The organism is Candidatus Binatia bacterium, assembly GCA_036563615.1.
GTDB lineage: Bacteria > Desulfobacterota > Binatia > UBA12015 > UBA12015 > DATCMB01.
Genome location: DATCMB010000018.1, coordinates 246,874 through 260,565, shown reverse-complemented (window position 1 = coordinate 260,565; position 13,692 = coordinate 246,874). Strand labels below are relative to the sequence as shown.

The window sequence follows — 13,692 nt, the reverse complement described above, 5'->3', positions numbered from 1 at the left end:
ATGCAGATCCGCTGCCGGAGCTGCGGCGAAGTCCAGACTCCGACCTTCTTCTGCCGCAGCTGCGAGGCGCTGCAGCTGCTGCCGCAGGACACCGACTACTTCACGGTGCTGGGCTTTCCCTCGCACCCGGCGGTCGACGAGCAGCAGCTCGAGGAGCGCTACTACGCGCTGAGCCGCAAGCTGCACCCCGACCGCTTCCAGACGCGCTCGGCCGACGAGCAGCGCGCGAGCCTGCAGGCGACCGCGCTGCTGAACGCCGCATACCGCACGCTGCGCGACGTCGAGGCGCGCGGACGCTACTGGCTCACGCGCTGCGGCGACGACCTCGGACGCGACAACAACCGCGTACCGCCGCGTCTCGCGGCGTACGTGTTCGACGTGCAGGAGAAGATGTCCGAGCTGCGCACGAGCGCGAACGGCGGTGCGGCGAGCCTGCGTCGCGAGCTGTCCGAAACGCACCGCGACCTCACCGAGCGTCGCAACCGTGAGCGCGCGGCGCTCGCCGAGCTGCTGCGCGGCTGGCCGGTCGGCGACGACGGCGAGCCGACGACGCGCGACGAGCGCGGCGCCGCCGCCGTCCGCGAGCTGAAGGCGCTGCTCTCGGAGCTGTCCTACTTGCGCACGCTCGACCGCGACGTGCAGGCCGCCCTCGCCGAGGGCGCCGGAGCGGAGGTTTAGGTGGCCCGCATCGTCGGCATCGACCTCGGAACGACGAACAGCCTGGTCGCGGTGATGCGCGGCGACAAGCCGGAGATCATCGCGGACCGCAGCGGCGCGCGCCTGCTGCCGTCGGCCGTGTCGCTGCTTCCCGACGGCACGTTCCTGGTCGGCGAGGCCGCGCGACGCCGCGCCGCGCTGCACCCGCGCAGCTCGATCCTGTCGGTGAAGCGCTTCATGGGCGTCGGGCTCGAGCACGTCGACGCGAACGACCGCGAGCGCGTGCGCTTCGCCGAGGGCGAGGGCGCGCTGCGCATCGTGCTCGAAGACGGCGCCGGCGGCACGCAGCAGCTCACGCCGCCCGAGATCTCCGCGCTGATCCTGCGCGAGCTCCGCCGTCGCGCGGAGGCCGCGCTCGGCGAGGAGGTCACGCGCGCCGTGATCACCGTGCCGGCGTACTTCAACGACAGCCAGCGTCAGGCGACGCGCGACGCGGGTCGCCTTGCCGGGCTCGACGTGCTGCGTCTCGTCAACGAGCCCACCGCCGCAGCGCTCGCCTACGGCCTCGACAAGACGGAGGAAGCGCTGGTCGCGGTCTTCGACCTCGGCGGCGGCACCTTCGACGTCTCGATCCTGCAGCTGCGCGCCGGGCTTTCCGAGGTGCTGGCGACCGGCGGCGACACGCGCCTCGGCGGCGACGACTTCGACGCGCGCCTCATCGCGATGCTGCAGGAGAACGTCGGCCTCGATCCGGCGCAGACGAGCGGCGACGACCTCGCGATCCTGCGCGACGCGGCCGAGCGCGCGAAGCGCATGCTGACCGAGAGCGACACCGTGCGCATCGAGCTCGCGCTGAGCGGCGGCACGCGGGTCGCGACGATCGAGCGCCCGGCGTTCGAGACCGCGACCGAGGACCTCGTCGAGCGCACGCTGGCCCGCTGCCGTCAAGCACTGAAGGACGCCGGCAAGGAGACCAGCGACATCGACCACGTCATCCTGGTCGGCGGCGCGACGCGCATCCCGCTCGTGCGACGCCGCGTCGAGCAGTTCTTCGGCAAGACCGCGCTCGCCGGGATCGATCCCGACGAGGTGGTCGCGCTCGGGGCCGCCGTGCAGGCGGGAATCCTCTCGGGCAGCTCGACCGACATGCTGCTGCTCGACGTCGTGCCGCTGTCGCTCGGCATCGAGACCATGGGCGGCGTCTTCACGCGGCTCATCGACCGCAACACGACGATCCCCGCGGCGGCGCGCGAGCAGTTCACCACCGCGGTCGACAACCAGACGCACGTCGAGGTGCACGTCCTGCAGGGCGAGCGCGAGCTCGCGAAGGACTGCCGCAGCCTCGCGCGCTTCCGCATCCCGATCGAGCCCGCGGCCGCGGGGCTGCCGCGGATCGAGGTCACCTTCCTGATCGACGCGAACGGCATCCTCTCCGTGTCGGCGCGCGACGTGCGCACCAACCGCGAGCACTCGATCGAGGTGAAGCCGAGCTACGGCCTCACCGAGGAAGAGATCGAGCGCATGCTCGAGGAGTCGTTCGACCTCGCGGAGGAGGACTTTGCGCAGCGTCAGCTCGTCGAAGCGCGCGTCGAGGCGGAATCGATCCTGCACGCGACCGACAAGGCCAAGCACCTGCACGCCCAGCTCCTGACCGACGAGGAGCGCGAGGCGATCGAGCGCGCGGCGAACGAGCTGCGCGAAGCCGTGCAGGGCACCGACTACAACCGCATCCGCGACCTGATCGAGGCGCTCAACCAGGCGGGCACGCCGTTCGCGCAGCGCATCATGGACGCGTCGATCAAGAGCGCGCTCGAGAGCAAGAGCGTCGCGGAGATCGCGCGATGAGCCACAAGGTGACGTTCCTGCCGATGAACGTGACCGTCGAGGTCGACGAGCGCGACTACCCCTACGGCGATCACGGCAAGCCGGGCTCGATCCTCGACATCGCGCTCGAACACGGCATTCCGCTGGAGCACAATTGCGGTGGCAACTGCGCGTGCACGACGTGCCACGTCATCGTTCGCGCAGGTGCGGAAAATCTCTCCGAGATGGAGGAGTGCGAGGAGGACAAGCTCGACCAGGCCCCCGGGCTGACGCCCTACTCGCGCCTCGGCTGCCAGGCCGTCGTCTCCGGCGACGTCACGGTGGAGATCCCGGAGTGAGGAAGGAGTCGTACCCATGGCGCTGATGCAGGTGAGCCGGCGCGTCGATTACGCGCTGCGCGCAGCGATCCACCTCGCCCGTCAGACCCCGGGACGCTCCCTCTCGGTCGCCGAGATCTCGCTGCAGGAAGCGATCCCGCGCAAGTTCCTCGAGAAGATCATCCAGGACCTGATCCACGCGGGCCTGGTCGTCTCCCGACGCGGCGCGCACGGCGGCTACGCGCTCGCGCGCGACCCGAGCGAGATCTCGTTCCGCGACGTCATGGAGGCGGTCGAAGGCCCGATCACGCTCAACGTGTGCGTCGGCGACCGCAACCTGTGCTCGGTGAGCCCGACCTGCGGCATGCACCACGTCTGGGCCGAGGGACAGCGTCGCCTGATCGAGCTGTTCGCGGCGACCAAGCTCTACGACCTCGCAGGCCCTGTGCATCACGCTGCAGCGGCAGGCGAAGCCTCGACGACGGGCGTCGCGACCACGACGAGCGACGCGAGCACGACCAGCGAGCCGAGCCCGCAGGTGCGCAGCGGCGCCACCCTCCCCGCGGGCAGCCGCGAATGACGCACTGACGCCATCAGGCGTCGAATAGCCCCGTGGACCCCCCGTCCAATGCGGGCATGGAATACTCTCCCTTGCCCCGTGAGGAGCACGGCTCCGATCTCCTCGAGCCCGACGTCATGACCCCGGAGCAGTTCTTCGGGCTGCTTCGTCGACGGTCCTGGCAGGACGGCGAGCGTCGGCTCATGGCGGCCGTGCTGCAGGACGGCATCGAGAACTTCCAGAAGTACGCGTTCGCGACCGATCCGCTCGGACGCGAGCTGTTCGACGTCGAGCGCGACTGGATCGAGTCGGACGACCACGCGCTGTTCTCCTTCACCACCGTGTGCGAGGTCCTCGACATCGATCCCGACTGCCTGCGCAGCGGGCTCCTGCGCTGGCTCGAGCAGCATCGCAACAATCCGGTCCGCATCGAGGCGCGTCACCTCGGCGACCCGCGGCGACGCGTGGAACGGACCCAGGTCGCAGCCGCAGGCTGACGCCGCGCTCGCCGCTGCCGGCCGCGGCGAAACGCGCTACAATCGACGGCGTCCGCAGGACGCCGTCGATGCCGGTCCACCACTATCCGCCGTGCCCGGGGTGCGGCGCCAAGCTCGTCCGCAAACCCGGCGGACGCTGCCCGAGCTGCGGCGCGGACGTCGCTCGGTTCGTCGCCGAGCAGCGTGATCGCGAGACGCGCATCGAGCAGGTGGTCGCGGTGATCTCGACGATCCTCGTCGTCAGCGTGCTGGTCTTCGGCGGCGGGCTCGGGCTCTTCGAGGGCGTCCTGATGTACGCCGCCGCCGGCGCCTTCGTCTGGTACCTCGCGAAGGGGACGTTCTGGAGCAGGCGCGCCGACGCGTCCCCCGGCGAGCCCGCCGAGTCGCGCGACCAGCCCGCGGAGTGACGCGTCACTCGCGCTCGTAGCGTGCGCCGAGCGCCCGCGGCGCGCGCGCCGCGCCCGGCGAGAGCAGCAGCACGAGCAGCGTGAGCACGTAGGGCAGCATCAGGAACGCCTGGTACGGGATCTCCAGCGCCGCCGCCTGGAACTGGAACTGCAGCGCGCTCGCGAGCCCGAACAGCGTCGCTCCGGCGAGCGCGCCCCACGCCGACCAGCGACCGAACACGACCACCGCGAGCGCGATGAAGCCGCGCCCCGCGGTGATCCCCTCGACGAAGGTGTTGGTCGCGGCGAGCGTCAGCGCCGCACCGCCGAGCCCGGCGAGCGCGCCGCCGACCGCGAGCGCCGCCGTCCGGTACGCGCGTACACGCAGCCCGAGGCTCGCCGCCGCGAGCGGATGGTCGCCGAGCGAGCGCAGCCGGAGACCGAGCCCGGTGTGCGCGAGCAACCACGCGAGCGCCGGCGTCGCGACGAGCCCGAGCAGCACGAGCGCGTGCTGCTGGGCGAGCACGGGTCCGAGCACGGGGATCTGATCGAGCAACGGGACGCCGACCGCGGGCAGCGTCGGCAGCACGAGCGCCGCGCCCGTCGCGCCGAGCAGCGCGCGGTAGAGCGCGCCGGTCGCACCGAGCGCGAGCAGGTTGATCGCCGCGCCGACGACGATCTGGTCCGCCGCGAGCCGGATCGCCGCGAGCGCGAACAGCAGCCCGAGCAGCATGCCGACCACCGCGGCGGCGACGCAGCCCCACAGGACGCTGCCGGTCGTCGCCGCGCACAGCGCCGCGGCGAACGCGCCGCCGAGCATCATCCCCTCGACGCCGATGTTGAGCACGCCCGTGCGCTCGACGAGCAGCTCGCCGAGCGCCGCGAGCAGGATCGGCGTGCCGAGCGCGAGCCCCGCCGCGAGGAACGCCTCAAGCAGCATCCGCGGCCTCCTCGGACGGCGCCTCGCCGGCGCGCGAGAGGACGAGACGGAGCGTGTCGAGCTTCAGCATCGCGATGACGAGCAGCGTCGCGCCCTGCACGGCCAGCACCAGCACCGACTCGACGCCCGCCGTGCGCTCCATCGCGGTCGCGCCCGCCGAGAGCGCCGCGAAGAAGAGCGCCGTCGCAACGACGCCCCCCGTGCGCAGACCGCCGAGCAGCGCGATCGCGATCGCCGTGTAGCCGTAGCCCGGCGAGATGCGCTCGTAGAGCCGTCCGGTGACGCCCGCGACCTCGATCGCGCCCGCGAGCCCGGCGAGCGCGCCGGAGAGCGCGAACGCGATCGCGAGGTCGCGCCGCACGGGGAAGCCGGCGAGCCGCGCCGCGGGCGCGTTCAACCCGGCCGCGCGCAGACGCAGACCGAGCGCGGTGCGTGACAAGAGCCAGCCGGCAGCGATGGTCGCGACGAGCGCGAGCGCGACGCCGAGGTGCAGCCGCGAGCCGACGATCGGACGCCAGAGCATCGCGCCCGCGACGAGCGGATCCGACTGCGGGTACTGCCTAGCCGCTTCCTGCAGCGGACCGTCGACCGCCCACGAGACGAGGTACAGCCCGATGAAGTTCAGGAGGATCGTCGTGATCACCTCGTTCACGCCGCGCGCGATGCGCAGCCCCGCAGCGACCACCGCCCACGCCGCGCCCGCGAGCGCACCGGCGAGCAGCACGAGGATCCAGCGTCCGGCTTCGGGTCCGGGCGCCGTGCCCACGACCGTCGCCGCGAGCGCGCCAACCAGGAACTGTCCCTCCGCGCCGATGTTCAGCACGCCGCTCTTGAAGGCGAGCATCACCGCGGCGCCCGTGAGGAGCAGCGGCGTCGCCTGCAGCAGCGTCGCGGTCAGGTTCGCCGTCGAACCGACGCTGCCCGTGAACAGCGCGCGCACGGCGAGCCACGGATCGGCGCCGCCGAGGTGCGCGAGCGCCGCCGCGCACCCGACCGCGACTCCGAGCGCGACCAGCGCCGACACGCCGACGCGCGCGACGAACGACGACACCCTGCTCAGGCCGCGACTCCGACGCCGGCCATGAGCCGGCCCACGTCCAGGCGCCGCAGCGGCGGCGCGAGCGGACCGGCGAGACGACCGCGGTAGAGCACGTACACGTCGCCGGCGAGCGCCTCGACCTCGTCGAGGTCGCACGAAAGCACGAGCACCGCAACGCCGCGCGCCGCGAGCTCGCGCAGCCGACGGTGCACGACGACGGTCGCGGCGAGATCGAGCCCACGCGTCGGGTTCGCCGCGACGACCGCGCGCAGGTTCTGTCGACCGAGCTCGCGCGCGAGGATCATGCGCTGCTGGTTGCCACCCGAGAGCGCGCCGGCCGGCAGCGTCGGATCGCCGGGGCGCACGCCGAACGTGGCGAGGCGCTGCGCGGCAGCCGCGATGATCGAGCGTCGCGGCAGCACGCCGCGCGGCGCGGCCGCACGCAGCTCGTCCTGCGCGAGCAGCAGGTTCTCCCAGAGCTCGAGGCTCGCGACGAGACCGTCGCGCGCGCGGTCGGGAGGAACCACCGCGAGGCCCGCGGCGCGCGCACTCGCCGCGCTCCGCACCTTCCGGCCGCACACCGAGACCTCGCCGCGCACGTCCGCGAGCTCCTCGGACGCGAGCCCTGCGAGCGCCGCGACCAGCTCCGTCTGCCCGTTCCCTTCGACCCCCGCGACGACCGCGATGCCGCCCGCGCGCACCTCGAGCGAGACGTCGTCGAGCACGGGGACACCGCGCCGGTCGCGCGCGGAGAGCCCCTGGACGCGCAGCACGACCTCGGCGTCGCGTGCGGGCGGCGGCACGTGCTCGCCGCCCGCGCGGCGCAGCGCCTCGGGCTCCTCGACCATCAGTGCGGCGAGCGCGTCCTCGTCGAAGCGCGACGCCGGACCGCTGCCCGACACGCGCCCGCGCCGCAGCACCGTCACGTGATCGGCGAGCGACAGCGCCTCGCGCAGCTTGTGGGTGACGATGATGATCGCCGTGCCGGCGGCGGCGAGCTCGCGCAGCAGCGCGAACAGCTCCTGCACCTCGTCGGGCGTCAGCACCGCGGTCGGCTCGTCGAGGATCAGGAGTCGCGTCGGCGCGACCAGCGCCTTCAGGATCTCGACCCGCTGCTGCTCGCCGACCGAGAGCTCCTCGACGACGCGCAGCGGGTTGCCGATGTCGAGACGGCGCGAGCGCGCGAGCTCCCGCACCTCGTCGGCGAGCCGCGCCGCGCGAAACGGTCCGACGTCGCCGCGGGCGAGCGCGACGTTCTCGGCGATGGTCATCGTCGGCACGAGCATGAAGTGCTGGTGCACCATCGAGATGCCGGCGGCGCGCGCCTGCTCCGGCGAGCGCCACACGACCTCGCGGCCGGCGAAGCGGATCGTCCCCGCGTCCGGCGCGTGCAGCCCGGCGACGACGTGCATCAGCGTCGACTTGCCGGCGCCGTTCTCGCCGAGCAGCGCGAGGATCGTTCCCGGGCCGCAGCGCAGATCGACGCCGTCGAGGGCCTGCACGGCTCCGAAGCGCTTGCGCACGCCCTCGATCTCGAGGAGGTACGCCGCGCTCACGTCGCGCTGTCCGGCTCGGCCGGCGGGTAGTGGCCCAGGACCCACGCACGCGCCGCTTCCCGCGACGTGATCTCGCCCTCGAGCTGGGCGTCGAAGGCCCGCTCGAGGATCTCGCGGAAGCGCGGCCCGGGACGGTGGCCGAGCTCGATCAGGTCGCGGCCGCGCAGCAGCGGATCGGGAAGACGTGCTTCGCGCGCGAGCTCCGCCTGCTTGGCGCGGCAGAACTCGTACGCTTCGAGGTTGCCCGAGGCCGACAGCGCATCGATGCGCACGAGCTCGAGCAGGTCGTCGATGTGCTCCTGCGCGAGGAAGCGCTTGAGCTTCGCGACACGCATCGCGGGCGCCTGCACGTGGTGCAGGTGCTGCTCGACCAGGATCGCGGCGCGCTCGGCGGTGTCGCGGCTGCGACGCAGACGCTGCACGATGTCGAGCGTCATCTCGGCGCCCTTCTCGCAGTGCCCGTAGAACGTGATGCGGCCGTCGTCGCGACGCTCGGCGCAGAGCGGCTTCGCGACGTCGTGCAGCAGCACCGCGAGCGCGAGCGCCTCGCCGTGCTGCGGCCCGAGCTTCTCGAGGCACAGCATGGTGTGCGTGAAGACGTCTCCTTCGGGGTGATGATCCGCCGACTGCGCGACGCCGCGCATCGCCTCGACCTCGGGGATCAACACGCCGAGCAACCCCGACGCGGACATCAGCTCGAAGCCGCGCCGCGCGCGTCCCTCGGTGAGGATCTTGACGATCTCCTCGCCGATCCGCTCCCACGCGATGCCGACGATGGTCGGCGCGAGCTTGCAGATCGCCTGCCAGGTCGCGTCCTCGATGCGCCAGTCGAAGCGGGCCGCGAAGCGGATCGCGCGCAGCAGGCGCAGGCGGTCCTCGTCGAAGCGCGCGTACGGATCGCCGATCGCGCGGATCACGCCGGCCTCGAGATCCGCGAGCCCGCCGACGTGGTCGCGCACCTCGAGCGTCTCCGGGTCGAGGAACATGCCGTTCACCGTGAAGTCGCGGCGCTCGGCGTCGGCGCGCTCGTCGGCGAAGTGCACGGTGGCGGGATGGCGGTGGTCGAGGTAGGCGCCGTCGCGGCGGAAGGTCGCGACCTGGAGGTGCTGGCCGCTCTCGATCACCAGCACGACGCCGAACTGCACCCCGACCGGCACCGTGCGGCGGAACAGACGCTGCACCTGCTCCGCGGTCGCCGAGGTCGCGACGTCGTAGTCGGCCGGCTCGCGCCCGAGCAGCAGGTCGCGCACGCAGCCGCCCGCGAGCACCGCCTCGTGGCCCGCGTCGCGCAGCTTGCGCACGACGCGCGCCGCGACGTCGAACAGGCGCCGCGCCTCGGGATCGCTTGGCGGAACGGCCTTCTTCGCCGTCGCTCGCTGCACCCGCGGATCGTCGCACGCGCCAATCAGGGACGCAATTTTCACGTTCCCGTCGCGGCGTTCTCTCGCGCTCGCCCGAGCGCGACGCGACGGCTAAGCTCACCGGGTGGAGTCAAGCAGCACGGATCTCGGCGTTCGCTTCGACCCGCTCGTCGCCGGCTGGTTCGCCGACACCTTCTCCGGCCCGACGCCGCCGCAGCAAGCCGGCTGGCGCGAGATCGCCGCAGGGCGCGACGTCCTGATCGCCGCGCCCACGGGCTCGGGCAAGACGCTCGCGGCCTTCCTCTGGGCGATCGACGAGCTGGTGTGTGAAGCGCGCGAGGGTCGTCTCGCCGACGCGACCGCGGTGATCTACGTCTCGCCGCTGAAGGCGCTCGGCAACGACATCGAGAAGAACCTCGCGGTGCCGCTCGCGGCGATCCGCGAGCGCGCGCGCGAGGCCGGCGTCGACCTGCAAGACATCCGCGTCGCGGTGCGCACGGGCGACACGCCCGCCTCGCATCGTCAGGCGATGCTCAAGCACCCGCCGCACGTGCTGATCACGACGCCCGAGTCGCTCTACATCCTGCTCACCGCCGAGAAGAGCCGCGAGATGCTGCGCTCGGCGCGCACGGTGATCGTCGACGAGATCCACGCCGTCGCGGGTGACAAGCGTGGCGCGCATCTGGCATTGACGCTCGCGCGGCTCGACGCGCTCGTCGGTCGCCGCCTGCAGCGCGTCGGTCTCTCCGCGACGCAGAAGCCGATCGAGGAGGTCGCGCGCCTGCTGGTCGGCAACGACCGCATCGCCGAGGACGGCACGCCGGATTGCGCGATCATCGACACCGGCCACGCGCGCGCGATGGAGCTCTCGATCGAGACCACCGACCTCGAGCTCGGCCCGATCGCGAGCCACGAGCTGCGCGCCGCGGTCTACGATCGCGTCGTCGAGCTGGTGAACGCGCACCGCACGACCATCGTGTTCGTCAACACGCGTCGCCTGGTCGAGCGCGTCGCGCACGCGCTCGGCGAGCGGCTCGGCGCCGAGCGCGTCGTCGCGCACCACGGCAGCCTGTCGCGCCGCATCCGCCTCGAGGCCGAGCAGAAGCTCAAGACCGGTCAGGTGCCGGTCGTGGTCGCGACCGCGTCGCTCGAACTCGGCATCGACGTCGGGCACGTCGACCTCGTCTGCCACCTCGGCGCGCCGCGCGCGCTCGCGACGCTGCTGCAGCGCGTGGGTCGCTCGGGGCACTGGCTCGGCAGCGTGCCGAAGGGCGTCTTCTTCCCGCTGACGCGCGACGAGCTCGTGCAGACCGCGGCCGCGGTGCGCGCGATCCGTCAGGGCGAGCTCGATCGCGTCGTGCTGCCGCGCGCGCCGCTCGACATCCTGGCGCAGCAGATGGTCGCGACGGCGGCGTCGGGCGAGATCGGCACCGAAGCGCTGTGGGAGCTCGTGCGCAGCGCCTACCCCTACCGGGAGCTCTCGCGGCGCGACTTCGACGACGTCCTGGAGATGCTCGCCGAAGGTGTCGCGACGCGGCGCGGTCGGCGCACCGCGTGGCTGCACCTCGACCGCGTCAACGGTCGCGTGCGCGCGCGACGCGGCGCGCGGCTCGCGGCGATCACCAGCGGCGGCGCCATCCCCGAGACCGCCGACTACGACGTCATCGAGGAGCCGACGGAGGCCAAGGTCGGCAAGGTCAACGAGGACTTCGCCGTCGAGAGCATGCGCGGCGACATCTTCCTGCTCGGCAACCACTCGTGGCGCATCCGTCGCGTCGAGCTCGGAAGGGTGCGCGTCGAGGATGCCGGACAGGCGCCGCCGACGATTCCGTTCTGGCTCGGCGAGGCGCCGGCGCGCACGCGGGAGCTGTCGCAGGCGGTCTCCGAGCTGCGTCAAGCAATCGCCGATCGTCTGCACGATCGCGACGCCGCGATCGCGTTCCTGATGGACGAGTGCGGCATGGACCTCGGCGGCGCGACCCAGCTCGTCAACTACGTCGAGAGCACCGTCGCGATGCTCGGCACGGTACCGACCTGCGAGCGCATCGTCGCCGAGCGCTTCTTCGACGAGAGCGGCGGCATGCAGCTCGTCGTGCACGCACCGTTCGGCGGCGCGATCAACCGCGCCTTCGGCCTCGCGCTGCGCAAGTCGTTCTGCCTCGGCTTCGACTTCGAGCTGCAGGCGGCCGCGACCGACGACGGCATCGTGCTCTCGCTCGGCGAGCAGCACAGCTTCCCCCTCGACAGCGTGTTCGGGATGGTGCGGCTCGACACCCTCGAGAAGAACCTCGTCCAGGCGGTGCTCGCCGCGCCGATGTTCGGCACGCGCTGGCGCTGGAATGCGAGCCGCGCGCTCGCGCTGCTGCGCCACCAAGGCGGCAAGCGCGTGCCGATGAACATCCAGCGCATGCGCGCCGAGGATCTGCTGGCCGCGGTCTTCCCCGCGCAGCTCGGCTGCGGCGACAACCGCACGGGCCCGATCGAGCCGGTCGACCACCCGCTGGTCAACGAGACGCTCGCCAACTGCCTGCACGAGGCGATGGACATCGACGGCCTGCGCGAGGTGCTGCGCAAGATCGACAGCGGCGAGATCCGCACCGTCGCCGTCGAGACGGCAGCGCCGTCGCCGATGGCGCACGAGCTGCTGAACGCGTACCCGTACGCCTTCCTCGACGACGCGCCGCTCGAGGAGCGGCGTGCACGCGCCGTCAACCTGCGCCGCACCGACGCGAGCCTCGCGCAGGGCATCGGCGCGCTCGACCAGGCCGCGATCGACGAGGTGCGCGAGCAGGCCTGGCCGGACGTGCGCGACGCCGACGAGCTGCACGACGCGCTCCTCGGCTTCGTCTGGCTGCCGCTCAAAGACATCGGCCCGTGGCAGGAGTGGCTCGACGAGCTCGTCGCCACGCGCCGCGCCGCCGTCGCGCGCTGGACCGCGCCCGACGGCAGCGAGCACGCGTCGGTGGTTCCCGCCGAGCGCAGCCTGCTCGCGCGCGCGGCGCTGCCGTCGCTGCGCTTCGACACGCCGCTCGAGGCGCCGCCCGGCTCGCCCGTCCCCGAGCACGAGGAGGCCGCGCTCGACGCGGTGGTGCGCGGCTGGCTCGCGTGCGTCGGGCCGATCTCGACGGCGGAGCTCGCGCAGCGTCTCGGGCTGCGCCCGACGACGGTCGAGGCGGCGCTCATCCGCTGCGAGAACGACGGCGTCGCGCTGCGCGGCCGCTTCACGCCGAGCACTCCCGAGGAGGAGTGGTGCGATCGTCGCCTGCTGGCGCGCATTCATCGCTTGACGATCGGTCGGCTGCGGCGCGAGATCGAGCCGGTCTCGGTCGCCGACTTCATGCGCTTCCTGCTGCGCTGGCAGCACGTCGCGCCCGGCACGCAGCTGCACGGCCGCGACGGCCTCGCGACCATCATCGCGCAGCTGCACGGCCTCGAGCTGCCGGCGCCGGCGTGGGAGCGCAGCGTGTTTCCCGCCCGCGTCGCGAGCTACACGCCGAGCCTGCTCGACGATCTGTGCTTCTCGGGTGTGGCGGCGTGGGGTCGCTTCTCGCCCCCCGCGGTCGAGCCGGCGACGACGCCGCTGCGCCGGCGGCGCACCGCCCCGACGCGCAACGCGCCGCTCGCGGTCGCGCTGCGCGACGCGCTGCCGCTGCTGCTCGACGCGGCGGCGCTGCGTGCTGGCGAAGCGCTGCACGCCAACGGCGGGGGCGCGACCCAGCGCTTGACGCGCGCCGCGCGCGACGTGCTCGACGTCCTCACGCGGCAGGGCGCGTCGTTCCTCGGCGACGTCGCGCGCGCGACCGGCCTCTTGCCCTCGGCCGCCGAAGAGGCTCTCTGGGAGCTCGTCGCGCGCGGTCTCGTCACCGGCGACGGCTTCGCCGGGCTGCGGACGCTGCTCACGCCGGACGAGAAGCGGCGACCCGAGCGGCGGCTGCGCGCGCTGCGCGGCGGTCGCGCGTCGGCGCGCTCGCTGCCGGTCGGACGCTGGGCGCTGCTGCGTCCGCGCGACGCGATCCTCGCCGACACCTCCGCGACCGCCGACGCGCGCTCGGCGCGTGCGTCGCGCGACGCGCAGTGGGAGCGCAAGGTCGAGGAGACCAGCGAAGCGATGGCCCGCGTGCTCCTGCGACGCTACGGCGTCCTGCTGCGCGAGCTGACCGCGCGCGAGGCGCTCGCCCCGCCCTGGCGCTACCTGCTCGTCGCGCTGCGACGCATGGAGGCGCGCGGCGAGGTGCGCGGCGGACGCTTCGTCTCCGGGCTCGTCGGCGAGCAGTTCGCGCTGCCCGAGGCGGTCGAGGCGCTGCGCGCGACGCGACGCCTCGCCGACGACGGCGAGCCGGTCCTGATCGGCTCCGGCGACCCGCTCAACCTCGTCGGCATCCTGACGCCGGGGGCGCGCATTCCCGCGACGAGCGGTCAGGTGATCGCGTTTCAGCGCGGCGTGCCGGTCGAGGTGGGCGAGCTCGGCGCGGTGCGCAGCCGGCTGCAGAGCCACGCGCAGGGCGCTTGAGCGGATGTTCAGCGACCGCTTCCTGCGTGCTTGACGGCGCTCGACG

11 protein-coding genes are annotated in these 13,692 nt (G+C 73.0%); 7 read left to right on the top strand and 4 right to left on the bottom strand.

Annotated features, from left to right (window positions below):
- From VIS07_15240 to VIS07_15215, 6 genes are all read left to right on the top strand, one after another.
- Positions 1–678 carry a DnaJ domain-containing protein gene (locus VIS07_15240; GenBank protein HEY8516862.1) on the top strand — a complete coding sequence of 226 codons (678 nt, stop codon included), beginning with the start codon at positions 1–3 and terminating at the stop codon, positions 676–678.
- A complete protein-coding gene (gene hscA, locus VIS07_15235; protein HEY8516861.1) occupies positions 679–2,502 on the top strand; it encodes a Fe-S protein assembly chaperone HscA in 1,824 nt (607 codons plus the stop codon).
- Positions 2,499–2,819, top strand: coding sequence for a 2Fe-2S iron-sulfur cluster-binding protein (locus VIS07_15230; GenBank protein ID HEY8516860.1), 321 nt, complete (start codon positions 2,499–2,501; stop codon positions 2,817–2,819). The genes hscA and VIS07_15230 overlap by 4 nt, the downstream gene beginning before the upstream one ends.
- 16 nt (positions 2,820–2,835) lie before the next feature.
- Complete coding sequence (locus VIS07_15225; GenBank protein HEY8516859.1) at positions 2,836–3,378, top strand: Rrf2 family transcriptional regulator; 543 nt, start codon at positions 2,836–2,838, stop codon at positions 3,376–3,378.
- A gap of 71 nt (positions 3,379–3,449) precedes the next feature.
- Entirely contained in the window at positions 3,450–3,854 is a 405-nt protein-coding gene (locus tag VIS07_15220) for a hypothetical protein (GenBank protein HEY8516858.1), read from the top strand.
- Between the two features lie 68 nt (positions 3,855–3,922).
- On the top strand, positions 3,923–4,261 hold the full coding sequence (locus tag VIS07_15215; protein ID HEY8516857.1) for a hypothetical protein: 339 nt from the start codon (positions 3,923–3,925) through the stop codon (positions 4,259–4,261).
- A gap of 4 nt (positions 4,262–4,265) precedes the next feature.
- Here VIS07_15215 and VIS07_15210 read toward each other — a convergent pair whose 3' ends face one another.
- Genes VIS07_15210 through VIS07_15195 form a run of 4 tightly spaced genes read right to left on the bottom strand, consistent with a single transcriptional unit; the run spans position 4,266 to position 9,157 of the window.
- On the bottom strand, positions 4,266–5,180 hold the full coding sequence (locus tag VIS07_15210; protein ID HEY8516856.1) for an ABC transporter permease: 915 nt from the start codon (positions 5,178–5,180) through the stop codon (positions 4,266–4,268).
- A complete protein-coding gene (locus VIS07_15205; protein ID HEY8516855.1) occupies positions 5,170–6,231 on the bottom strand; it encodes an ABC transporter permease in 1,062 nt (353 codons plus the stop codon). Before VIS07_15205 ends, VIS07_15210 begins: the two co-directional genes overlap by 11 nt.
- Before the next feature lie 5 nt (positions 6,232–6,236).
- Positions 6,237–7,775, bottom strand: a complete 1,539-nt coding sequence (locus tag VIS07_15200) for an ABC transporter ATP-binding protein (protein ID HEY8516854.1) — start codon at positions 7,773–7,775, stop codon at positions 6,237–6,239.
- A complete protein-coding gene (locus VIS07_15195) occupies positions 7,772–9,157 on the bottom strand; it encodes a CCA tRNA nucleotidyltransferase (GenBank protein HEY8516853.1) in 1,386 nt (461 codons plus the stop codon). The genes VIS07_15200 and VIS07_15195 overlap by 4 nt, the downstream gene beginning before the upstream one ends.
- Positions 9,158–9,260: 103 nt before the next feature.
- Between VIS07_15195 and VIS07_15190 the strand changes: the two genes are divergently transcribed.
- Positions 9,261–13,646: a DEAD/DEAH box helicase gene (locus VIS07_15190; GenBank protein ID HEY8516852.1), complete on the top strand. Its 4,386-nt coding sequence runs from the start codon at positions 9,261–9,263 to the stop codon at positions 13,644–13,646.
- Positions 13,647–13,692: the final 46 nt, after the last annotated feature.